We start from the raw sequence: 21,290 nt of genomic DNA on the forward strand, positions 1-21,290 counted from the left end.
ATTGAATCTCTGTTATGCTTCAATTTATTTCGATGAACGTGTGTTTGTTTAATTAGGGATTGAAGTGCAGAAATAAATGTGAAGTTGCCTCTATACCTTGCTTTTGTTTCCCGACAAGTCTAATATCGACAAGTAACTGTCCATCAATGTTAATGTCGCCAAATTCATTCACCAAAACCGCCACTTTAAGATCCTGACGATTTTTGAGGATTTGATTGAGAAGGGTCGTTTTTCCACTACCCAGAAAACCCGTGACAATCGTTACAGGCATTCCACGTTTAGGGATATCGAGTTGAGGAGTTTGCATGATATTTTCTAGCTTATTTTTGAGTTGACTTGCCAAGAGACTATGGTTACTATTTACATAGTATTATATGATAATGATTATCATTCTTTTAAGCATACCCTTCTTAGAAACTATGCCAACCAACTTTTTTGCCAAACACCAACCTTGGAAAACCATTTTTCTCTCGGTTGTAACTGTCTCGGCTAGTTATTTATCTTTGGGGCTGAGCGCAGTTATGGCACAAAGCAAGCCCAAAGTTGTGGCTACAACAAGCGTACTTTGTGATGTCACCAAGCAAATTGCTCAAGATACGATCGATCTGAATTGCCTGATCGAGCCTGGTGCCGACCCCCACGAATATGTCCCTAAACCTTACGATCGCCTAGCGATCGCGCAAGCCGATTTGGTTCTCTATGCTGGTTACAACTTTGAACCGCAGATTATTAAGCTTATCAAAGCTACTCCCAACAGTTCTCCAAAAGTGGCAGTGGACGAGCTTGCAGTTCCTGTCCCGCAACAATTTGAAGATGATGGTAAGACTGTCAACGATCCCCATGTCTTTCATAGCGCTCGCAATGGAGCGCAAATTGTTGGAATCGTGAAAGCCAGTCTCATTCAGGTACAACCTGATAAGACTGGACTGTATGCAGCTAATGCAGGAAAGTTAAGTGCCGAACTTTCACAAATCCATAGCTGGATTAAAGACCAAATTGCAACAATTCCTCCAAATCAGCGCAAATTGGTAACGACCCACGATGCTTTTGGCTACTATTCCAAAGCCTATGGTATTCCTGTCTCAGGTGCATTACAGGGAGTCAGCACCGAAGAACAAGCAACGCCAAAGCGCGTAGCAGATCTAGTGAATTCCATCAAAACAGAAGGTGTGCCAATTATTTTTGCAGAACTGACGATCAATCCAAAATTGATTAATGCCGTAGCAAGAGAGGCTAACGTCAAGGTAGCAGAACATCCATTATATGCTGATGGGCTGGGCGAAATAGGAAGTGATGGTGACACCTATCAAAAGTTCTTCATTGCCAATACTAAAACAATCGTAGAAGGACTAGGTGGCAGATTTACACCCTTTAATGCTACATCGGCTACCAATTCATTGACATATAAATAATTGTGAGTAGTTCCCCAGTCGAAGACTGCATTCTGGCAACTTTCGACTGGAAATTCTATTGATATACAAGTAAGTGTGAGGAAGTAATCCATGTCGAACCTTCAATCTGAATTAGCCCAAATGTCTCTGGCAGGAGCAATCGCTATTTCTGCTTTTGGGATTATATCCAGTGATATATCGAGTGTATCCGCTCAAACAATTCCATCAACTAGCCAATTATCAGCGCAATCTCTACCACCAAGCCAAGATGTAATTGGTAAAACTGTCGTTGTAGAAAACGTCACAGCAGTTTCACAACTCAGCGATGTGCGTCCTACAGATTGGGCTTTTACAGCCCTACAATCTCTTGTGGAGCGCTATGGTTGTATTGCAGGTTATCCCGATCTCAGTTTTCGCGGGAAGCAAGCCACAAGCCGTTATGAATTTGCAGCAGGTTTAAATGCCTGTCTCGATAAAATCAACGACATTATTGCATCTGGTCTAGCGGACAAAGTTAGCAAAACCGATCTTGCCACATTACAAAAATTGCAAGAAGAATTTGCTTCAGAACTTTCTACTTTGCGAGGACGAGTTGATGCGCTTGATGCGAAAACCGCTAAAATCGAGGCTCAGCAATTTTCTACTACCACCAAACTTGTCGGTCAAGCAATCGTAGCTGTCTCGGCAAGTGGTTCGGGTACTGATAATCTCTTATCGGCAACTGGAAGTCCCACGAGACTTTCTGGTAAGGCTAACGCGACAGTAATTAGTAGGGTGCGCCTAAACTTTAACACCACTTTTAAGGGGGATGATCTGCTCGTTACTCGGTTGGAAGTTGGAAATAATGGTTCCAATGTTCTTAATAACCTCGATTCTGCTAACGGCACGTTTTTAGGATATACAGGATTTGCTAACAGTTCCCAATTTGATTACAGTCAGGTAGCTAATACGGCAAGACTTGGAATTTTGCGTTATGATTTCACTGTTGGTCGAGATGTAAGGGTTTCTGTTGGCCCAGTTATTTCGCTAAATGATGGGTTAGATCAAAACGGCTTTGCTAACGACGAATCCAGCGATTTTTCCGCGCATTTGTTTAATAATAATCCTCTTACCATGCCTATAAATGGACCTGGCGCAGGCGCAGTAGTGGCATGGAACTTTGGAGGTAGCGCTTTTACTTTGAGAGCAGGATATGTTGCTGCAAATGCTAATAGCCCAACGCCTACAGCGCCTGCTGTTGCTCCCAATGGAATTATTAATCAAGGTCTATTTGGAGATTCTTATCAAGGAACTTTTGAGCTGGCATTTTCTCCCACAAACAGTGAAGGTGATAACCCTTTTACTGTGCGTCTGCAATATACATCTGCTGCGGTGAATAATCTCAATTACAGCACAGTTGGCTTGAACCTTGAGTGGGCTTTGACCGATACGATCGCTGTCTTTGGGCGCTATGGATTTGGCTCTATCAACAATCCTATCGATACAATTGCTGCGGCACTTCCTAGCTATACAAACTCTACCAATAGTTCTATCAATCCTCAAACTTGGTCTGCTGGGGTTTCGTTTCCCGACTTATTTAAAGAAGGAGCATTAGCAGGAATCGCGATCGGACAACCATTAATCGAAAGTAATGTGGGTAATGCCACTCAAACTAATGTGGAATTATTCTATAAATTCCCTATCTCCGATCGTATCAGTATTACTCCCGATCTTCAGTTTATCTTTAATCCAAATAACAACAGTAATAACAGTACGATCACCGTTGGCACGTTGAGAACTGTATTTAGTTTTTAAGTAGAGATTATCTATTGAAAGAAATTGGATGGGATCGCGTGTCTTTGACCGTCAGAAAATCTTAAGTAAAAGTTGTGCCCCTATGGGGGGCAACTTTAAGGGTTTGGATGTGTAATAAATTATATACATATACTTAAGATTGGCAATCAGAGATTGTGCTGCAAGCTTAAGCTTGCAGCACAATCTTGCTTCAACTTTTGGCATATCTACTTTTGCTAGAGGGGTAAATTTTCCCAGATGACAACGATTGTACCGACACCGCTTTGGGTTGGTAATAGATTGAGATATCTCACAAAAGAACCTTGCTTCACTTTGTAAACTAAGCCGCCACCGTAATTAGACATTTGAGAAACTTCAAATTTGCTGTTTTGAAAGTTAGGTGCAAAGAAATTACTGAATACCTGTTCGGGGCTTTTGGATAAAATGACAACGAAATTACCATCAAAACCAAGTTTGGGTTTAGCAATGTCATAGCTACCTCGCTCTTTTGCAGACATCGCATAAAACTTTTCTGGTTGAGCAAAATAAAATTCTGGAATGGCGATCCTTTGAGCGCCCAACTCACTTAGCTGTTTGAGAACAATATCAAAATCCGTCTCCGCTTTACTGGCTACAGATAAGGCTTGCAATTTATTTATATCCAGTGCTTGACTAGCAAGGACGATTGCTGTTCCCTTTCCATCACGAACTATTAAATTGAGAAACTTGTTCAGTCCACCTTTAAATATTTGATAAACTTTTTGCTTGGAGTCGCTTGATAAGATTTTTATTTCATAGCCTCTAGCTTGTAATTCTCTTTCAAAATAGGAGGCGACAACATCTTGGCGATCGCCTGTTTGCTGACTTGCCAAATCCTCTTGCCCTTGAAGTAATCCCCATGAGCCAATTTCCGCATTGGGATATTTGGGAAAATCAATAAATGGATCGTTGGAATTTTTTTTCGCTTCTAGATTTTGTTTTTTTGCCTCGTTTTGAGATTCTAAATTCTGATTGGATGCAGGTTTAGAGTTTGGCTGATCTTGCTGTATTTCTGGTTTAGAAGAAGGATTATCTAAGTTATTATTTGAGCTGTTATTTAAGTTTCTATTTAGAGATAGATTTGAATTTGATTCTGGAGTTTTGTCAATAGTTTTATTAATTATTCTCAAAGAATTAGCTTTAGAATTAGATTGAAAAGAAGAATTAGGAGAATCCTTTGGAGAAGTAATTGTCCGATTAGATGGTAATTCAATAACCCTAATTCCCTCTAATTCAGTCTTATTGACTGTGTTTGTTGTATCAGTTTTTGGTTTAAGCGTACTCGGCAGCAACAGTAGCACAATATGAAATCCCAAAGAAAATAACAACATCCAAGTCCATAATGAAAAAAGAAAATGTTCTCTATTCTTAAAAAATTTGAATTGGCTCATACTATTACAAGAACTAAAAACATTTAGATTCTCTTCAATACATACAATTAAGAAAATCGGATTTTAGCTTCTCTGGGTCAAGGTTTCGTCCGATGAATACTAACTCATTTTGGCGATGCTCATCTGGACTCCATAGGCGATCGCGTGTAGCATCAAATAACATATGCACACCTTGAAACACAAACCGTTCCTCAATTCCTTTGATATTGAGAATTCCCTTCATCCTAAAAATATCTACACCCTGTTCGCGAGGTAGCCTGCTAATCCAAGCATTGACTTTTGGCAAATATAGTTCTCCTTCTTCAACGATCGCAACAGATTTCACTGTGTCGTCATGTTCGTGGGCATCTTCACCGAGAAACTCAGGATCTATTTGCAATGCTCGATCTAGCTGAAATGCACCAACGCCTAAAACTGCATCCATCTCAATCTCAGAGTTTTGAGTGCGATAGATTTTACACATCAAGTTCATGGATTTAATGCGTTGTTCTAGCTCTAATAGTTCTGTTTCACTAACTAGATCAGTTTTGTTGAGTAAAATGATATCCGCAAAAGCGATTTGCTCCTGCGCTTCTTCTGCATCCCAATGCTGAGAGATATGTTTAGCATCAACGACGGTGACCACTGCATCTAGCTTGGTTTTGGTACTGACATCTTCATCAACGAAGAAGGTCTGAATTACGGGTGCAGGATCGGCTAAGCCCGTAGTTTCAATCACTAAATGATCGAATTTGTCACGGCGGCGCATCAGGTTTGTGATAATTCTGATCAAGTCACCGCGCACAGTGCAGCAAATACAACCATTATTCATCTCAAAGATTTCTTCATCTGCATTAACTACCAATTTATGATCGATGCCAACTTCACCAAATTCATTGACGATTACGGCAACCTTTTTGCCATGCTCATGGGTGAGAATACGATTGAGCAAAGTGGTTTTGCCTGCGCCGAGGTAGCCTGTCAAGACAGTAACGGGAATTTGAGATAAGCTTGTAGTCATAGGTTTATGAAAAATTAACGGTTAGGAGTGGAATTAGCGATCGCACTTATCACATCGACATAGGCGATATCGGGGATTGCTTTATGAATCCGAATTACGCGATGCGGACTAGTCATAATCGCGATCGCAGTCTGGATCGGTGGACAGCCAGAGTCTTGGCATTGCAATTGATTAATAGAAATAATCGTGTGGCGATCAATTTACAAAATTTCATATAGCCAATCTTTGAGCTGTTGTAATTGCTCTGGGTAAACGACAGGTTTGCGCGGGAACAGGTCTATGGACATATAGGATGGCGACAAGATGGCGCTGAGGTGTTTTAATTGTATCAAGAATGATAATCATTATCAAGCCAATAAATGCCTGTGCAGAATAAATTACCCAAACCTTTAGGATTGTGCCCGTCGCAATCCTAAAGGTTTGGGTTTGCAATTAATTATGTCCATCTACTTACCCGAATCTTTGCAAATTAAAAGCAAAAAAAATATGTTAGAAGTCGAGCATCTAGGAGTCAGCTATCACGATGTCAGTGCAGTGGAAGATGTCAGCTTTGCGATCGCTTCTGGGCAAATGGTGGCGGTAATTGGCCCCAATGGAGCTGGCAAAAGTACAGTTTTCAAAGCCATCTTAGGTTTAGTTCCAGCTTCTAGCGGTCATGTGCGCTATCGATCACGATCCTTGCACCGACAACTCCGCAAGGTTGCCTATGTGCCGCAGCGATCGCAGGTCGATTGGGATTTTCCTGTGACTGTATGGGGAGCGGTGATGATGTCTCGCACCCGCCATCGCAATTGGCTAGGCTGGATCAAGAAGTCTGGTTGTCATTGTGAAAGCATTGTTAAATCAGCACTTCATCGTGTCGGTATGTGGGATTTGCGCGATCGCCAAATTGGCGAGTTATCTGGCGGCCAGCAACAACGTGTATTTCTCGCTAGAGCGATCGCCCAAGAAGCCGAACTACTATTTTTTGATGAGCCATTTGTGGGCGTGGATAAGAAAACTGAAGCCGTAATTTTTGATGTGTTTGCGGAATTAAAATCTCAAAACAAAATTCTGTTAGTGATTACTCACGATCTTGGTTCCAATTTGGATAATTACGATCGCCTGTTGCTGCTAAATAAAGAACTCATCGCTGAAGGTGATCGCGATGCGGTGATTACCACACAGAACATTAAACGAGCCTATGGCGATAGCGTGATTTTGATGCAGAAAGAACTTACCTAATTGGAACAAAATTTATGTTGAATTGGTTGATTGAGCCTTTGGGATTCGAGTTTATGAGAAATGCGATCGAGATCGGTGTTCTGATTGGGATTTTATCGGCGGTAGTTGGTAGCTATCTGATCGTTCAGCATATGGGGCTTCTCGGTGATGTGGTTGCCCATGCAGTCTTACCAGGATTAGCGATCGCCTTTTATATTGGGATGGATATTTTTCTTGGTGCATTCATCGCAGGAACGATTAGTACTTTTGTGGTGGCATGGATTCAGACCCATTCCAAAATTAAGGTTGATACAGCGATGGCTTTAGTATTTTCGGGATTTTTAGCTTTGGGCGTGATGTTGATTACCACCCTCAAAAGTAAATTAGATCTGCATAGCTTTCTATTTGGCGATATTTTAGGAGTTACTAGTGCTGATCTATGGCGAACTTTGATCATTGCGATCGCAGTTTTATCCTGTGTCGCCATCTTTTACCAAGAATTAATCTTCTATTGCTTCGATCCCTTAGCTGCCAAGGCAATGGGCTTACCCGTGCATTTCATTCACTTTGGGCTAATGGCAGGAATTACGCTGACGATCATTGCTAGTATGCAATCGGTCGGTGTGGTGCTAGTTGTCTCTCTACTCACTGGCCCCGCCGCAACTGCCTATCTATTAGTGAGAGAATTACATTTAATGATGGTTTTAGGGGCAATAATTGGGGTGATTGCAAGTGTCAGCGGGATGTACGTCAGCTATTATCAAAACGTTCCTTCAGGCAGTGCGATCGTGTTGATTATTTCAGGATTTTTCTTGTTAGCATTACTATTTAGCCCTTCGCAAGGGATTCTAACAAAACGAGCTGTTACCAGAAGAGCAAAGACTTTGCTGCGCAAAATTAAGATAGATAGATAAATAATCACCTCAACTTTTGTCAAATTTTTTGCTCTTGCTATAACGCATCGTCCGAATAAGTAAAGTTGTGCAGGCAGAGCCTGCACAACTTTATGGGATTTAAGCCACCACTTGGTGCGATTGTTTGATTTTGATAATGCAGCATGATTTCCTCCGAGGTTAAGGAATTACGCAAAAATGACTTGAAACTCTCATTTCTTACTAGGGGAAATTCATGAATTCCCCCTAATATTACATTCTTTTACGTAAGTCCTAAGATTGTTAATTTTTCGCTAAGGCGTTGTCAATTGAAATGCGGTGTACTTGCCACCCAATCCCTCGACAATCGTGCGAGTATTTGCAATCAACATCCCAGCATAGGTTTCAGCTTCACTACCTTTTGCACCCAACCCATCGGCATAGAGTTCGCGATCGGAAACTTTGACATTAGCTTCCTTCGCAACGGTCGTAATCAACTTTGGATTGATCGATACTTCCGCAAAAATGGTAGGAACTTTGCTAGTTTTAATCACCTCAACGAGTTCTTTAACTCTGGTTGGTGTTGGTTGCTCGTCAGTGCTAATTCCATTTAAAGCACCTTCAACGGGAATGCCATAGGCTTTGGCATAATAGCCAAGGGCATCATGAGTCGTGACCAGCTTGCGTGAAGCTTCTGGAATTGTAGCAATTTGAGCCTTGATCCAAACATCAATTTGCTCAAGTTCGCTGACGATTTTGGCAGTATTTTTGGCATAAGTTTCTGCCTGATCGGGACGAATTGTACTTAAGCTTTTACTAATTGCCTGAGTAATTTTGATGCCATTCTGAGCATTGTTCCAAACATGGGGATCGGCTTCTTTTTCAGCTTTTTTATCAGGTTTTTCAGATTTAGCATCCTTTTTTTCTTCTTTATCATGAGCATGGTCATGTCCGTCTTCAGACATCAAGGGACTTGGCACAGCAACCTCGTTAACCGCTATTTTGGGCGCTGTATTAGAACTAGCTTGAATTAATTTGATCAGACTTGGCTCAAAGTCATAACCACCATAGAGAACTAACTTTGCAGAGTCGATCGCTTTACGATCATCGGGCTTAGGTTGATAAAGATGAGGATCAGTACCCGCTTCAATCAGACATTTCAGATCAATCGTATCGCCAGCAATTTGTTTAGCCAAGGCACATGCTACAGAGTTTGTCGCCACGACTAGAGGTAAGCTTTCTGTTTTTGCAGGAGATGCGGCTGCGGTCGAAGTAGCTGCCGTAGTCGTAGTCGTCGCAGTGGGAGTGGTGACAGTACAAGCAGTAATACTGCTAGCGATCGCAATTACTACCGCTGCCGAATAAATTTTAAATCCTTTGCTCGAATATCTCGTGGAGCCTAGCTTTGAAGATAATTTTGTAGATGTCTTTAAGCGCATTTTTATGCTCTCCAAAGGTATTATGATAATGATTATCATAATACCTTTGGAGAGCATAAAAATAGGCTACAAACCGATCTCGAAGAATATTTCCTTAGTAATTCAAAACCCAAGAAGAGAATGGCGACGCTTCGCGCTGCCATTCTCTTCTTGGGTTTTATGTAAGCTATAAACCCAAGCTCAGTAAGAGCAATCAACACCAGTGCAAAGTCTTGTAAACCAATTTTTCGCAATTACTCTCAGGGCAAAGTCATGACCTAATGTGCCACCTGTAACCGCAAAACGCAAAGCAAATTCCAGACTTGGATTATATTGATCCCTCACGATTGGACGCAATCGCTTTAAATCAAAGACAGGAATCTTAAAATCGGTAGTAAGTTCCTTCGCTTCCCATAATTCCTTGAGAGCATTCCATCGGTGGTGTCCAGCATCTAACATCATTTTGGTAGGAGATTTGCGATCGCAAATCATCAAGCTCGTTAGGGGAATTCCTCTCCATCCATTTGTCAAGATACTTGATTTGTATGCATGTACTAAGTCTGGGATATCTGTCCCCCCCTTGCCATATTGACTAAATGCATTAAAAAAATCGTCAGGTACAAACCAATAGGATGCAGCCAACATCTTTTTAACTGTTATAACAGCATGTAATTTCTGCTCTTCTGAGAACTTATTCTCATGTTCAACCCGAAAATATTCCCATTGAAAATCATCCCAATCTGCTGTTTTTAAGTCTGATAGTCCACCATCAAAATCAAAGGCTTCAATTTGTGGGTCTTGTCTAGTCTCAATAGCCTCAGTCTTAGAAACTACTTCAATATTGACAACAGCTTGTTTTTGCTTTGAGGTTGATGATTGTTTCTTGTTTTGCCATTCAATGAAAGCCTGATCCGCTAAAACTGCGTTAACCCGTTCAATGCTATATAGTCTAATCGGAGCCGCACTTTTGCTTTTGGGATTGCTCTGAGTCATGTCGCATTCACCCAAAAACTTTTTGATCGACGGGTCAGTAAAACCATGCAACTCTTTAAGTTCTTTAGAAGATATATATTCCGTCTCTGTAATTGCAATAGCCACTTTATCAACCTCTGCTTATCGTTATTTTCTTTACAGCAACAAGAGCTGAAACAAAAAAATTATTTTATCCCTTTTGCTTGCAAAAGGACGTAGCTCGTGAGACTTACAGCAATTCTCATTATGAAACCAATTTGAGGGGAGAGCCTGAGGCTCTCCCCTCAAATTGGTTTTGATGAAATTACGCCGTCGGTGTAATTTCATCAAAACCAATTTTTATTATGCTATTATTAAATCCATAAGGGATCGTAAGGGTTTCGACGTGTTAGTAGAAGCTATCCTTTGATGCAGGTCGAGAGCGAATTATCTCTCGTAAATCAATGATTCAAACAAGTACATGCGAACAACATTGTATCTTTCTCTCGTAAAGCAGCTCCTGTAGCCGCCTAAGAACCTTTTCGGTTTCGAGGTGTGATGTATGACTCCGTTAAATATGTCACTCCAACCCCCAACGGATGCTGCTTATAACTTTCTCTGGTAGGTTATTTGCTCAAGACTTTATCAGTGCATCTTTGGTTACTAGAGATAATTAGTAATTCCCTCCGTGAGGATCAAATCGGATAAACCTGTGAATGACTGGGAGGTTAGGCGCTAGTGCGGACGGCAGTTCGACTCTGCCCGATTCCATTAATCTAATAAAAAAGGCACTTGCTAAGCAAGTGCCTTTTTTATATCTGTTGCCAAGTGCACTAGTCCATAAAACCCAATAATTGAATGGCGGCGCGAAGCGCCGCCATTCAATTATTGTTTATAGCAAATTGCTAAAAAATACTAGGGACTAGCCAAGAAGTGTATAAACAAATATTCACAAATCCTCAATATCTAAAGCAGATAATTCTCCTATCTTGCTTGCCTGCGCTTGTCGGTATGTTCTTTGTGCAGATGATTCCGACATGGGAAATAGTCCAGCCGATCGCTATATTGATATTTTTTATCCTGACGATAGTTTTTGCATTCAGGTGGCGATCTCAGACTGCGCGTAACCAGAGAGTTAAGTTATTTCGCCCATTTATCTTTTTCCCATTTTTAGCGATTTTCACTCTAGCAGCACCACTCATTTTATTTATCCACATAGCGTTTTATCTTGATTTACACCGTCCAGTCGCAACGTATCAAGTTCAAGGTTTACCCACGATTCTCTATATTTATGAAAATACCTGCTGGCCACCTGATAGCCGAACTGAATGCAAGTATTACTCCACTGAAATTAGACAGAGAGTATGGATTTTGCCATTTACGACGACCATACTCTCTTGCCCTTGCTTTTTTGAGAAGCCAATCTTTCAAGGTGATATAGCAACTTTTCCGATTGAGGCAAGCCGCGACAAATCCAAGGTTGCTGTCTCTATAGATATGAAATATGGCACAGTAAAGGTAGCTGATTAGTAATGAGGAAGTATCGATGCTGAAAACAGAATTGAAACAAGACTTGCAAGGCGATTGCCATAATCACGCTAGTGATCAAGCTAGTCCATCGGCTAATCAATATGAACAAGATTTTTATGCTTGGACTCAAGAACAGTGTGAGTTATTGCGTTTGGGGGCATGGCAGGCTTTAGATATCGAAAATTTGGTGGAGGAGATTTCATCTTTGGGTAAGCAGCAAAAGCAGGAACTACGCAATCGACTAGGAGTTTTAATCGGGCATTTGTTGAAGTGGCAGTTTCAGACTGAGTTACGCGGCAAAAGCTGGAGGGCAACCATTCGAGAGCAAAGAGACGAAATTTTAGATATTTTAAAAGAAAATCCCAGTTTAAAGCCTTATCTTGATGAGGCTGTCCAAAAGGGATTTCGACAGGGAGTTAATTTAGTGTTGCGAGAAACGCCTCTAGATATTGATGATCTGCCTTCAGAATGTCCCTACGAGATCGCCCAAATCCTCGATCTACAATTTCCGTTTGATTAGACTATGTCTTAGGGTGTGTTTTTGTACAGTTTTGGTAAAGCCAAGAAACTTAAACTAAATTTAAGAAGTTAACCAAAAGATTAAAACATATACAGAGCATTGCGATCGCTCTATTACAATCATCAAAAAAGCATTTTGATTTTGCGATCTAATTTCTTGACGTTTATAGGAACTTTGAGTCAAACTGTCTATTAACTCAATAGCTAGAACCAGCATGGAAACTCTGGAATTCATTATTTACCCAGATGGACGAGTCGAAGAGCGTGTAACAGGCATTATCGGTTCTAGTTGTGCTGAGGTAACCGCCGCGATCGAAGCAAAGCTTGGGATAGTTGCTCATAGAGAGCTTACTTCCGAAAACTTTGCTCAGCAGCAGGTAACCACTCAGTCAGCTACGCAACTTGATCGCGTGTCAGATACTGACGCTTCGGGATTTAGCCAATGGTAGTAAAACTGATATGTATCCCAGTTTCCACAGATATAGCAGATATATAAAATACAAAAGTTATAGTTTTCGACCATTAGCCATTTAGATCGAAGTCAGGATAAACCCTATGTCACATTTCAGCCAAGTAAAAACACAAATCCGCAGCCTAGAGCCTTTGCAAAAGGCTCTCACTGACTTAGGAGTCAACTGGAAATCTGGCGCTTCGCCCATGCGTGGACATGAAGGCACGACCACATCGGCTGAGGTGGTAATTGAGCAAGACAATGGTTATGATGTCGGCTTTCAGTGGAATGGCTCTGAATATGCTCTAGTTGCTGATATGCAGTTTTGGCAACAGCCTTGGACTGTAGAAAGTTTCTTAAGAAAGGTCACTCAAGGCTATGCGATCGCCACAGTGATGGGTGAATCTAGCGAACAGGGATTTGCACTATCCGAAAAGCAAGTGCGTGAAGATGGCTCAGTTCGCCTAGTTTTACAGCGCTGGAATGGATAATTTGTCAGTACATACTCAGGTTCCCAGCAGTTCAGATTCAGAGATGTGCGATCGCACAGGCTTTGAGCCTGAACTTGGTGGGGAACTGCGGCAAAACGCTGTGTTTGTTGATGAAACGGTATGTATTGGTTGTGGTCACTGCGCTCATACGGCAAGCAGTACTTTTTTTTTAGAAGAAGATTATGGACGCGCTAGGGTAATCGCTCAAGATGGGGATGAAGAAGATTTAGTCCAAGAGGCGATCGATACCTGTCCAGTAGACTGTATTGCTTGGGTCAATTACAACGACCTTAACAAACTCGAAGAAGCCCGAAAGCATCAAATCATTCAAAATTTAGGAATTATTGGCGATGGCTCAGCCTTACGGCGTGCTATCAATTTAAAAAACTAAAAGGGGACGCTTTGCGTCCCCTTTTAGTTTTTTAAAGAAGGGGTGCTTCGCGCCCCTTCTTTTTTATTTAGTAACGACGACCACCGCCGCCGCCAGATGGACGACCACCGCCGCCTTTAAAGCCACCTCTGCCACCACCAAAGGAGTCAGAGCTTTCGCGAGGCTTAGCCTTATTCACTTTGAGAGCACGTCCCATCCATTCAGCTTCGTCTAATGCTTCGATCGCAGCATCTTCTTCCTTCTCATCAGTCATTTCAACAAAAGCGAAACCACGTGGACGACCTGACTCGCGATCAATCGGTAGATGAACGCGGGTGATTTTGCCATATTCTGCAAATACGGCTTTCAAATCATCTTCTGTAACCTCGTAAGAGAGATTACCAACATAAATAGACATAATACTTGCTTCAACAATCAGATATGTGTAGAGATAGAGATTTCGGAAAGAAGCCTGCCACGATGAAACAGAAGACGACTGTCAATACTGAAAACAAACATGCGATCTAGAAATACTCATCCGCACATATTCTAGCGTAGTCATCTTAAATTAGTTGCTTATCTTGAAAATATTTACGCAATCTCATGGCAAAAGAGAAAAAGTAGGAAGTAATACCTACGTTTTTTGATTTTAAGTTTGTTCAGAATCCCCATCCAAGAATATTTTTGCCTACTTTTTTTACATAAAAACGTAAAGAGTGATACCGTTTAACCTGAATTTCAAGAATCACATTCAAATCCGAAAAGCGATCGCTTTTACGAAAACAACTTTACCCCATTCACATTATCCAATAGTGAGTGTGGGGCAAATCCCCACACTCACTATTGGATGATTTCTACTAAGTCCATTGACATAATGAAAGAATAAGTAGAAAAGTGTTTTACATCACATATTTTGCTTTTATCTAAAAACACAAAATGGCGTAGCCATTTTGTGTTTTTAAAACCTTTACAGAGTTTGATTCTTAATTCACAAAAATGTTGTCACACTTTTGTGAATTTGTATTATAGAGATCTCTAAAACAGAAAAAGGGGCGCTTTGCGCCCCTTTTTCTGTTTTAGAGAGGATCTACTTATTAACAGTCACTCTTACTGATTGAGCGATCGCATCGACGTTTGAAGAAACTGACAAAAATTTATCTAATGATTTGGCAATTAGAGTATCAATTGCGTAGTTCCCAGCACCATAAACTGCGAAAAATGCAAAAGATACAGCATAAATCGAAGATAACTCAATGGATGGAATCGAGAACCCACCAACTAAGATGTGATGATAATTAGCTACCAACATAGTTGCAAACAACCCCAAAGCCGCTGGTCTAGTTAAAAAACCAAGGATTAGTAGAGGCGAGGCAACTACTTCAGTAAGAGCAGCACAATAGGCAAAGAAAATCGGGAATGGCAAACCGATCACCTCGACATAGGCTTCAGCAAAACCAGAAATATCAGATAGTTTATCGAAACCGTTATGGATCATCATCGTCCCAAGCACAACCCTTAGCAAAAGAAGTGAAGCTTGAGTTAACGAAACAGGCGCAGAATCTGAACCGAGTATTAAACGAATAATTGAAGCGGCGATGCGAGTTGTGTTGTTCATTTCAGCGCATTAGGTAATAATTTAGTTAATAAAACTTAAAGGATTGCAATAATTCATGACTTTTATACATCAATCTTAACATAAGTTTTTATAATGCAACTCATCCAATAATTAAAAAAGTATTGCGGCTCATAGGGTCTTGCCCTTCTTTGGGTTAAGCGACGAGCGAAAATCTTTACCAAACATTTGACTTTTTCGTTGTGCTACGATCGCAAACTAAGCAATCTTTATGTATTGCATAAATACCTCAAGTACCTCGGCACAATAAAAAATCAGAGCCAAAATCTGCACCGCCCACGCAGCGGGCAGTGCAGATTTTGAGAGTTTGAACTTAATTGTGCCCAACTACTTACAACATTAAAAATCTAAGAAATTCTCAACTATTAGAGCGAAGCCTATGTCCGCCTTGCCTGCAATTGCCGTTCTTGCGATTCTGATTTTGGTACACGAACTCGGTCACTTTATGGCGGCTCGTGTACAGGGCATTCATGTCAATCGATTTTCGATTGGGTTTGGTCCCGTGCTATGGAAATATCAAGGCAAACAAACAGAATATGCGCTCCGAGCAATTCCCCTTGGCGGCTATGTTGGTTTTCCTGATGACGATGAAGAGAGCGACATTCCTACAGACGATCCCAATTTGATGAAAAATCGTCCGATTATGGATCGAGCGATCGTCATCAGCGCAGGAGTAATTGCCAATTTTGTCTTTGCTTACTTAGTCTTATTAGTAATGACATTAAGTGTTGGCATCGGCACAGTCGATCAACCAGGGGTAAGAATCACAAAAATACTTGAGCCAAATGCACCCGCAGCAATTTCTGGTTTACAAGCAGGTGATATCGTCCTCTCAGCAAATGGGACAAACTTTGATACGAGCCTCAACACGCTAGATCGCTTTCAAACTTTGATTTCTAAAAATGCCAATCAAAATGTTGATTTGCAAGTAATGCGTGATGGCAAATTGTTGCAAGTGCCAATCTTGCCAGATGGCGAATCAGGTAAGGGTCGCATCGGCGTAAGACTAGACTTCACTGGCAAGCCTCACCGTCGAGCTGTGAAGAACCTAGCCGAAGCCTTTGACAATGCTACTAAAAGTTTTGAGCGTTTAGTAGTGATGACTGTCCAAGGACTAAAACAACTGGCTACGAATTTTCAGAATACGGCTTCTCAGCTATCTGGCCCCGTAGCGATCGTGGCAATGGGTTCTGAGCTAGTTAAGTCTGATGCCGCAGCATTATTTGATTTCACGGCAATTATCAGTATTAACCTTGCAATTATTAATATCTTGCCTTTGCCAGCTCTGGATGGTGGTCAATTAGTATTTTTGCTAATTGAAGCTTTACGTGGCGGCAAGCCCTTACCCGAAGAATTACAAAATAATGTCATGCAAGGCGGCTTAGTAATTCTGCTAGGTTTAGGCGTAGTGATGATTTTCAAAGACTCATTTAACTTAATTCAACAAAGTGGGTTAAGTCCTTTATAGCAAAGGATTTACAGTGCTCATTACACAAACAAAAATAAAGGCAGCTCAAAGAGCTGCCTTTATTTTTGTATTGATGATTACTGCAAGTGGTCATAAACACAAAGTTTTTTGACAAACTCAAGCATAATAGATAAAGAAATAATAAGTTTTTCGATCAACTCGATACATCACCCATGTCTCTCCCTATCCGCAATGTCGCCATCATCGCCCACGTCGATCACGGCAAAACCACTCTAGTAGACGCACTCCTCAGACAGTCAGGCGCTTTTCGTGAAGGTGAAGCCCTTGTCGAATGTGTGATGGACTCCAACGACTTAGAGCGTGAGCGCGGCATTACCATCCTTTCAAAAAATACTGCCGTTAAATACAAAGACACTCTAATCAACATCGTTGACACCCCTGGACACGCTGACTTTGGTGGCGAAGTTGAGCGTGTACTTGGCATGGTCGAAGGCTGTCTACTAATCGTTGATGCCAATGAAGGTCCAATGCCCCAGACACGCTTTGTGCTAAAAAAAGCGCTAGAAAAGGGATTACGCCCAATGGTGGTAATCAACAAAATTGATCGCGAATTTGCTGATCCCCATGTTGCTGTCAGTAAAGTACTCGATCTTTTCCTCGAACTTGGCGCAGATGATGACCAGTGTGACTTCCCCTACTTATTCGCTTCAGGCATGGGTGGATTCGCCAAAGAAAAACTAGAAGACGAAAGTATTGATATGAAGCCTCTGTTTGAGGCGATTTTGCACCACTTCTCACCACCAGTTGGCGATCCCGAAAAGCCTTTACAGTTGCAAGTTACCACTCTTGACTATTCCGAGTATCTCGGTCGCATTGTCATCGGCAAGATTCACAATGGGACAATTACCTCTGGTCAACAAGCAGCACTGATTTCTGGAGATGGCTCAATCGTAAAAGGTAAAATCACCAAGCTTTTAGGATTCGATGGACTGAAGCGGGTTGAACTGCAAACCTCTTCCGCTGGCAACATTGTTGCGGTTTCAGGGTTTGCGACTGCTAACATTGGCGAAACCATTACCTGTCCCAATGAGCCTTCAGCTTTACCTATGATCAAGGTGGACGAACCCACTTTGCAGATGACCTTCTGCGTTAATGACTCGCCATTTGTTGGTCAAGAAGGTAAGTTAGTAACCACTCGTCAAGTGCGCGATCGCCTGATGCGCGAACTCGAAACCAACGTAGCCTTGCGCGTTCAAGAAAACCCTGAATTCCCCGATCGCTTTGCAGTAGCAGGACGCGGCGAATTGCACCTTGGCATCTTGATCGAAACCATGCGCCGCGAAGGTTACGAATTCCAAGTTACCCAGCCTCAAGTTATTTACCGTGAACTCAACGGCAAGCAATGCGAACCATACGAATGTCTGGTACTTGACGTTCCTGAAGATGCAGTCGGCGGTTGTATCGAGCGACTTGGTCAACGTCGCGCTGAAATGGTCGATATGCAAATGTCCAGCAGTGGTCGCTCTCAGTTAGAGTTTGTTGTTCCTGCTCGCGGACTGATCGGCTTCCGTGGTGACTTCATGCGAGCAACCCGTGGCGCTGGCATCATGAACCACAGTTTCCTCGATTACCGTCCTTCAGCAGGAGAAATTAGTGCCCGTCGTAATGGTGTATTGATTTCCTTTGAAGAAGGCGTAGCCACTGAGTTCTCCTTAAAGAATGCTGAAGATCGCGGCGTTTTCTTCATTAAGCCTGGAACGAAAGTTTATAAAGGCATGATCATCGGTGAGAATAATCGTCCTCAAGACATGGAGCTGAACGTATGTAAGAGTAAGCAGCTTACTAACATGCGTGCAGCTGGTGCTGATGACATCGTCCAGTTGCAAGCCCCCATTGAGATGAGTCTGGAACGCGCCTTGGAATACATCGGTCCCGATGAAATCCTTGAGGTCACACCAGAGTCAATTCGTTTACGTAAGCTCACCAAGAAATTTGCGAAGCGCTAAACATTAACAACTCCCATAAAGTAAAAGGGGGCGCAAAGCGCCCCCTTTTACTTTATGGGTTTATATTTGCTAAACTGTTTTTTACAGTTTTAAGGCTATTTCCTAGATATTTACTTATGCATCAAGTTGTCCTCGAGCTAGTTGGCAGTCGCAAAGTGCATGTTATTTCCGAACATGCGACAAAAGAGGAGGCTTTGGATAAGTACATCAAGCTGGTTGAGGGCAACAAAGGTTCTCCAATTACGCCTAAAGGAAAATACACGATTCGCAAAAAGCCAGAATAGTTGCAAATTCTGCTCGGCTTCCTATATTCACACTTCACTTCATGCACTTATCCGAATGCTATCGACTCTTAGGAGTTCCCCGCAATGCTACCTTAGATGACATTAAGGTTGCCTATCGTCGTCTGGCCCGAAAGTATCACCCTGATGTTAATCAGAATGATCCCACGGCAACTGATAAGTTTCGGTTGGTGCAGGAAGCATACAAAATGCTCAAAGATTCAGACAAAGAGGATTTGAATAAGGAGCTATTTGCTAAAAAAGAAGCTGCAAATGCAATGCGATCGCAACCTGCACCACCACCACCCAAAGCTCCCAACAAACCTCCTCAGCCTCACCCAAAAATCAAGATCGAGGTGAAACAAGTCAATAATCAAGTTGATCCAATTAATAGCGATCCAGAACTGAAGCTCAAATTAGATATGTTACGGCGCGTGCAAGATTTGCTCAAGCAAAAAAAATATGTCGTTGCGATCGCGGTTGTCGAGGGAATGAGCGAAAGATTTCCAAACTCACCAGAAGTAATCCATTGGAAGGCTGTAACTTACCACCGATGGAGTAGTGAATTGATTTTAAATGGGAAGTTACGCGAAGCGGAAATCTATCTCAATAAAGCACTCAATACTGATCCTAAAAATCGCGAACTTAGTTTTGAAGTTAAGCGAGACTTAGAGAGAGTTCAATTACTGAAAACAAAAAATTGAGATCACACAATATATCGTTTTTACTCTTATCAAAAGCAATAGAAAAGAGAACTTTTAGTTTTTTATTAGCTAAGTAGCATCCGATGGTGGTAAAGCACTCTGTGAAGCAGAATTCACGATCATTATTTTGGCTTTAAGCGCCGCTAATTCGTCATCAATATCACTACCTGATTCTAGCTGTGCAAACTTAGAGCCTAGTTCATCAGCATTAAGCTCAGCAGTAGCACTTGCCAAAGCTTCCGCTTTTAAAATCTTCTCTTCCATGCGGGCAAAAGTAGCTTCTGCCGAATTAGCATTTACACTGCCCAATATATTGTTGAGCTTTTCTTGAGACTTACTCGTTTGTAAACGGACTTTAAGCAATTCTTTCTTAGATTTAGCTTCAGCAATCTTACCTGCGATCGCGGTTAGATTTTTCTTAAGCAACTCCACTTGCCCTGTTTGTTGTTGCAAGCCAGCTTTTAGAGTATTCGCTGATTCAGTATGGGTCTTTTTGCGGCTGAGCGCTTCCTTAGCTAGGGCATCATCCCCTTTTTGGATAGCCAACATTGCTCGTCTTTCCCATTCTTGAGCCTCTGTTGTACTTTGGTTGTATTGTTGCTCTTGGATTTTTAATGATGCGATCGCCTGCGTGGTAGCTTGGCGCAATTGCGCCAAATCTTCTTGCATATCAAAGATCAATTGCTCCAGGATCTTTTCAGGATCTTCAGCAGCCGAGACAATTGCATTTAGATTGGACTTGAGCACCATAATAATGCGTTCAGGTAGTCCCATAATCCTTTCCTTTGTCCTAAAGAGTGAATCCTCTACATAATATCATGAGCAAGTTTTTAGCTTTTTCTCTTTTTATAGCAATAATACCAAAACACAACTAAAAAAATAAAAGTCAGCGCTAAGCGCTGACTTTTATTTTTTTAGTTGTGACTCTTGTTGATGTTAATTAAAAAACGTCTTGTAAATTAATTTCGAGCGATTAACCCATTTGACGACGAAGAGCTTCAAGCTCAGCATCGATCGCAGCGCCAACAGTAGGCTTAGCCGCATCCGATGGAGGCAAAGCACCCTGAGATGCGGGGCTACCCGTCATCATTTTCGCTTTGAGTGCTGCTAATTCATCATCAACCCCACTACCCGCTTCTAGCTGAGCAAACTGAGACTCCAGATTATCCATTCCAAGTTCAGCACTAGCCCCAGCCCTAGCTTCAGCCATGAGGACACGCTCTTCCATCCGCTCAAAAGTAGCGGCGGCAGAGTTGGTATTAACCTTGCCCAACATATTGTTGAGGTTCTCTTGAGCCTTAGCAGACTGCATACGAGCCTTGAGCATCTCTTTCTTGGTTTTTGCCTCAGAGATCTTGCCTTCGATCGCAATTAAGTTTTTCTTGAGTAGATCTACTTGCGATGTCTGCTGATCTAAACCAGTTTTCAAGGTCGCGGCGGCATCGCCGTGGGTTTTCTTACGGCTAAGTGCTTCCCTCGCTAGGTTTTCGTCTCCTTTTTGGAGAGCTAACATAGCCCGTTTTTCCCATTCTTGTGCCTGAGAAGCACTTTGATTATATTGTTGCTCTTGGCGCTTCAGGGCAGCCATTGATTGAGCGACAGCTTGGCGCAATTGCACCAAATCTTCTTGCATATCAATGATTGATTGCTCCAGAATTTTTTCTGGATCTTCAGCCGCCGTAACCATTGCATTTACATTGGACTTGACCACCATACCAATGCGATCGAGTAATCCCATAATCCTGTCCTTTGCGTTAGGGAGTAAATTGTTTACATACTATCATGAACACCATAAAAGTATAGGTGAAGCAGAGCTTCACCTATACTTTTATGTCTAT

22 protein-coding genes, 1 other RNA gene and 1 pseudogene are annotated in these 21,290 nt (G+C 41.8%); 14 read left to right on the forward strand and 10 right to left on the reverse strand.

Going from position 1 to position 21,290, the window contains the following annotated elements:
* Window positions 1-121: 121 nt before the first annotated feature.
* Window positions 122-307, reverse strand: a pseudogene (locus PseudUWO311_RS22605) (GTP-binding protein); the annotation flags it as partial.
* Window positions 308-419: 112 nt separating this feature from the next.
* Between PseudUWO311_RS22605 and PseudUWO311_RS22610 the strand changes: the two are divergent.
* A complete protein-coding gene (locus tag PseudUWO311_RS22610) occupies window positions 420-1,412 on the forward strand; it encodes a metal ABC transporter solute-binding protein, Zn/Mn family (RefSeq protein ID WP_142657488.1) in 993 nt (330 codons plus the stop codon).
* A gap of 90 nt (window positions 1,413-1,502) precedes the next feature.
* Window positions 1,503-3,185: an iron uptake porin gene (locus PseudUWO311_RS22615; RefSeq protein ID WP_142657489.1), complete on the forward strand. Its 1,683-nt coding sequence runs from the start codon at window positions 1,503-1,505 to the stop codon at window positions 3,183-3,185.
* Between the two features lie 215 nt (window positions 3,186-3,400).
* On the opposite strand, the gene PseudUWO311_RS22620 is transcribed toward PseudUWO311_RS22615, so the two are convergent.
* The 3 genes from PseudUWO311_RS22620 to PseudUWO311_RS24515 form a co-directional block, all read right to left on the reverse strand.
* Complete coding sequence (locus tag PseudUWO311_RS22620; RefSeq protein WP_142657490.1) at window positions 3,401-4,534, reverse strand: hypothetical protein; 1,134 nt, start codon at window positions 4,532-4,534, stop codon at window positions 3,401-3,403.
* A gap of 94 nt (window positions 4,535-4,628) precedes the next feature.
* The gene (locus PseudUWO311_RS22625) at window positions 4,629-5,594 is read right to left on the reverse strand and encodes a CobW family GTP-binding protein (RefSeq protein ID WP_142657491.1); all 966 of its coding nucleotides are present in this window, start codon (window positions 5,592-5,594) and stop codon (window positions 4,629-4,631) included.
* 14 nt (window positions 5,595-5,608) lie between these two features.
* Window positions 5,609-5,761, reverse strand: a complete 153-nt coding sequence (locus PseudUWO311_RS24515) for a hypothetical protein (RefSeq protein WP_223807701.1) — start codon at window positions 5,759-5,761, stop codon at window positions 5,609-5,611.
* 319 nt (window positions 5,762-6,080) lie between these two features.
* Between PseudUWO311_RS24515 and PseudUWO311_RS22635 the strand changes: the two genes are divergently transcribed.
* On the forward strand, window positions 6,081-6,818 hold the full coding sequence (locus PseudUWO311_RS22635) for a metal ABC transporter ATP-binding protein (RefSeq protein ID WP_142657509.1): 738 nt from the start codon (window positions 6,081-6,083) through the stop codon (window positions 6,816-6,818).
* Between the two features lie 14 nt (window positions 6,819-6,832).
* Window positions 6,833-7,711 (forward strand): metal ABC transporter permease, encoded by an 879-nt coding sequence (locus tag PseudUWO311_RS22640; protein WP_142657492.1) that lies wholly within the window; start codon window positions 6,833-6,835, stop codon window positions 7,709-7,711.
* 272 nt (window positions 7,712-7,983) lie between these two features.
* On the opposite strand, the gene PseudUWO311_RS22645 is transcribed toward PseudUWO311_RS22640, so the two are convergent.
* Both PseudUWO311_RS22645 and PseudUWO311_RS22650 read right to left on the reverse strand, forming a co-directional pair.
* On the reverse strand, window positions 7,984-9,108 hold the full coding sequence (locus tag PseudUWO311_RS22645) for a metal ABC transporter solute-binding protein, Zn/Mn family (protein ID WP_142657493.1): 1,125 nt from the start codon (window positions 9,106-9,108) through the stop codon (window positions 7,984-7,986).
* A gap of 180 nt (window positions 9,109-9,288) precedes the next feature.
* On the reverse strand, window positions 9,289-10,185 hold the full coding sequence (locus PseudUWO311_RS22650) for a hypothetical protein (RefSeq protein WP_142657494.1): 897 nt from the start codon (window positions 10,183-10,185) through the stop codon (window positions 9,289-9,291).
* 239 nt (window positions 10,186-10,424) lie between these two features.
* Between PseudUWO311_RS22650 and ssrA the strand changes: the two genes are divergently transcribed.
* The 6 genes from ssrA to PseudUWO311_RS22680 all read left to right on the forward strand — a co-directional run bounded on the left by ssrA (window position 10,425) and on the right by PseudUWO311_RS22680 (window position 13,420).
* Window positions 10,425-10,812, forward strand: a transfer-messenger RNA (tmRNA) gene (gene ssrA, locus PseudUWO311_RS22655).
* A 159-nt stretch (window positions 10,813-10,971) separates the two neighbouring features.
* On the forward strand, window positions 10,972-11,568 hold the full coding sequence (locus PseudUWO311_RS22660) for a hypothetical protein (RefSeq protein WP_142657495.1): 597 nt from the start codon (window positions 10,972-10,974) through the stop codon (window positions 11,566-11,568).
* A gap of 16 nt (window positions 11,569-11,584) precedes the next feature.
* Window positions 11,585-12,088, forward strand: a complete 504-nt coding sequence (locus tag PseudUWO311_RS22665; protein WP_142657496.1) for a DUF29 domain-containing protein — start codon at window positions 11,585-11,587, stop codon at window positions 12,086-12,088.
* 214 nt (window positions 12,089-12,302) lie between these two features.
* Window positions 12,303-12,536, forward strand: coding sequence for a DUF2997 domain-containing protein (locus PseudUWO311_RS22670; protein ID WP_142657497.1), 234 nt, complete (start codon window positions 12,303-12,305; stop codon window positions 12,534-12,536).
* Window positions 12,537-12,642: 106 nt separating this feature from the next.
* Window positions 12,643-13,029 (forward strand): DUF1257 domain-containing protein, encoded by a 387-nt coding sequence (locus tag PseudUWO311_RS22675; protein WP_103667824.1) that lies wholly within the window; start codon window positions 12,643-12,645, stop codon window positions 13,027-13,029.
* The gene (locus tag PseudUWO311_RS22680) at window positions 13,022-13,420 is read left to right on the forward strand and encodes a ferredoxin (RefSeq protein ID WP_142657498.1); all 399 of its coding nucleotides are present in this window, start codon (window positions 13,022-13,024) and stop codon (window positions 13,418-13,420) included. Before PseudUWO311_RS22675 ends, PseudUWO311_RS22680 begins: the two co-directional genes overlap by 8 nt.
* Window positions 13,421-13,487: 67 nt before the next feature.
* On the opposite strand, the gene PseudUWO311_RS22685 is transcribed toward PseudUWO311_RS22680, so the two are convergent.
* The gene (locus tag PseudUWO311_RS22685; RefSeq protein ID WP_094528354.1) at window positions 13,488-13,817 is read right to left on the reverse strand and encodes an RNA recognition motif domain-containing protein; all 330 of its coding nucleotides are present in this window, start codon (window positions 13,815-13,817) and stop codon (window positions 13,488-13,490) included.
* A 669-nt stretch (window positions 13,818-14,486) separates the two neighbouring features.
* On the reverse strand, window positions 14,487-15,014 hold the full coding sequence (locus PseudUWO311_RS22690; RefSeq protein WP_142657499.1) for a DoxX family protein: 528 nt from the start codon (window positions 15,012-15,014) through the stop codon (window positions 14,487-14,489).
* A 397-nt stretch (window positions 15,015-15,411) separates the two neighbouring features.
* On the opposite strand from PseudUWO311_RS22690, the gene rseP reads away from it, so the two are divergent.
* The 4 genes from rseP to PseudUWO311_RS22705 all read left to right on the forward strand — a co-directional run bounded on the left by rseP (window position 15,412) and on the right by PseudUWO311_RS22705 (window position 19,452).
* A complete protein-coding gene (gene rseP / locus PseudUWO311_RS22695; protein WP_142657500.1) occupies window positions 15,412-16,500 on the forward strand; it encodes an RIP metalloprotease RseP in 1,089 nt (362 codons plus the stop codon).
* Between the two features lie 173 nt (window positions 16,501-16,673).
* Window positions 16,674-18,467 carry a translational GTPase TypA gene (gene typA, locus PseudUWO311_RS22700; RefSeq protein WP_142657501.1) on the forward strand — a complete coding sequence of 598 codons (1,794 nt, stop codon included), beginning with the start codon at window positions 16,674-16,676 and terminating at the stop codon, window positions 18,465-18,467.
* 116 nt (window positions 18,468-18,583) lie between these two features.
* Window positions 18,584-18,751: a hypothetical protein gene (locus tag PseudUWO311_RS24245; protein WP_190303625.1), complete on the forward strand. Its 168-nt coding sequence runs from the start codon at window positions 18,584-18,586 to the stop codon at window positions 18,749-18,751.
* 41 nt (window positions 18,752-18,792) lie between these two features.
* Window positions 18,793-19,452, forward strand: coding sequence for a DnaJ domain-containing protein (locus PseudUWO311_RS22705; protein ID WP_142657502.1), 660 nt, complete (start codon window positions 18,793-18,795; stop codon window positions 19,450-19,452).
* Window positions 19,453-19,521: 69 nt separating this feature from the next.
* Here the strand turns inward: PseudUWO311_RS22705 and PseudUWO311_RS22710 are convergent, their stop codons facing one another.
* Window positions 19,522-20,226, reverse strand: coding sequence for a PspA/IM30 family protein (locus tag PseudUWO311_RS22710; RefSeq protein WP_142657503.1), 705 nt, complete (start codon window positions 20,224-20,226; stop codon window positions 19,522-19,524).
* A gap of 199 nt (window positions 20,227-20,425) precedes the next feature.
* Window positions 20,426-21,190, reverse strand: coding sequence for a PspA/IM30 family protein (locus PseudUWO311_RS22715; RefSeq protein WP_142657504.1), 765 nt, complete (start codon window positions 21,188-21,190; stop codon window positions 20,426-20,428).
* Between the last annotated feature and the right edge of the window lie 100 nt (window positions 21,191-21,290).

It is taken from the genome of Pseudanabaena sp. UWO311 (genome assembly GCF_006937785.1).
In the GTDB taxonomy this organism is placed as follows: Bacteria; Cyanobacteriota; Cyanobacteriia; order Pseudanabaenales; family Pseudanabaenaceae; genus Pseudanabaena.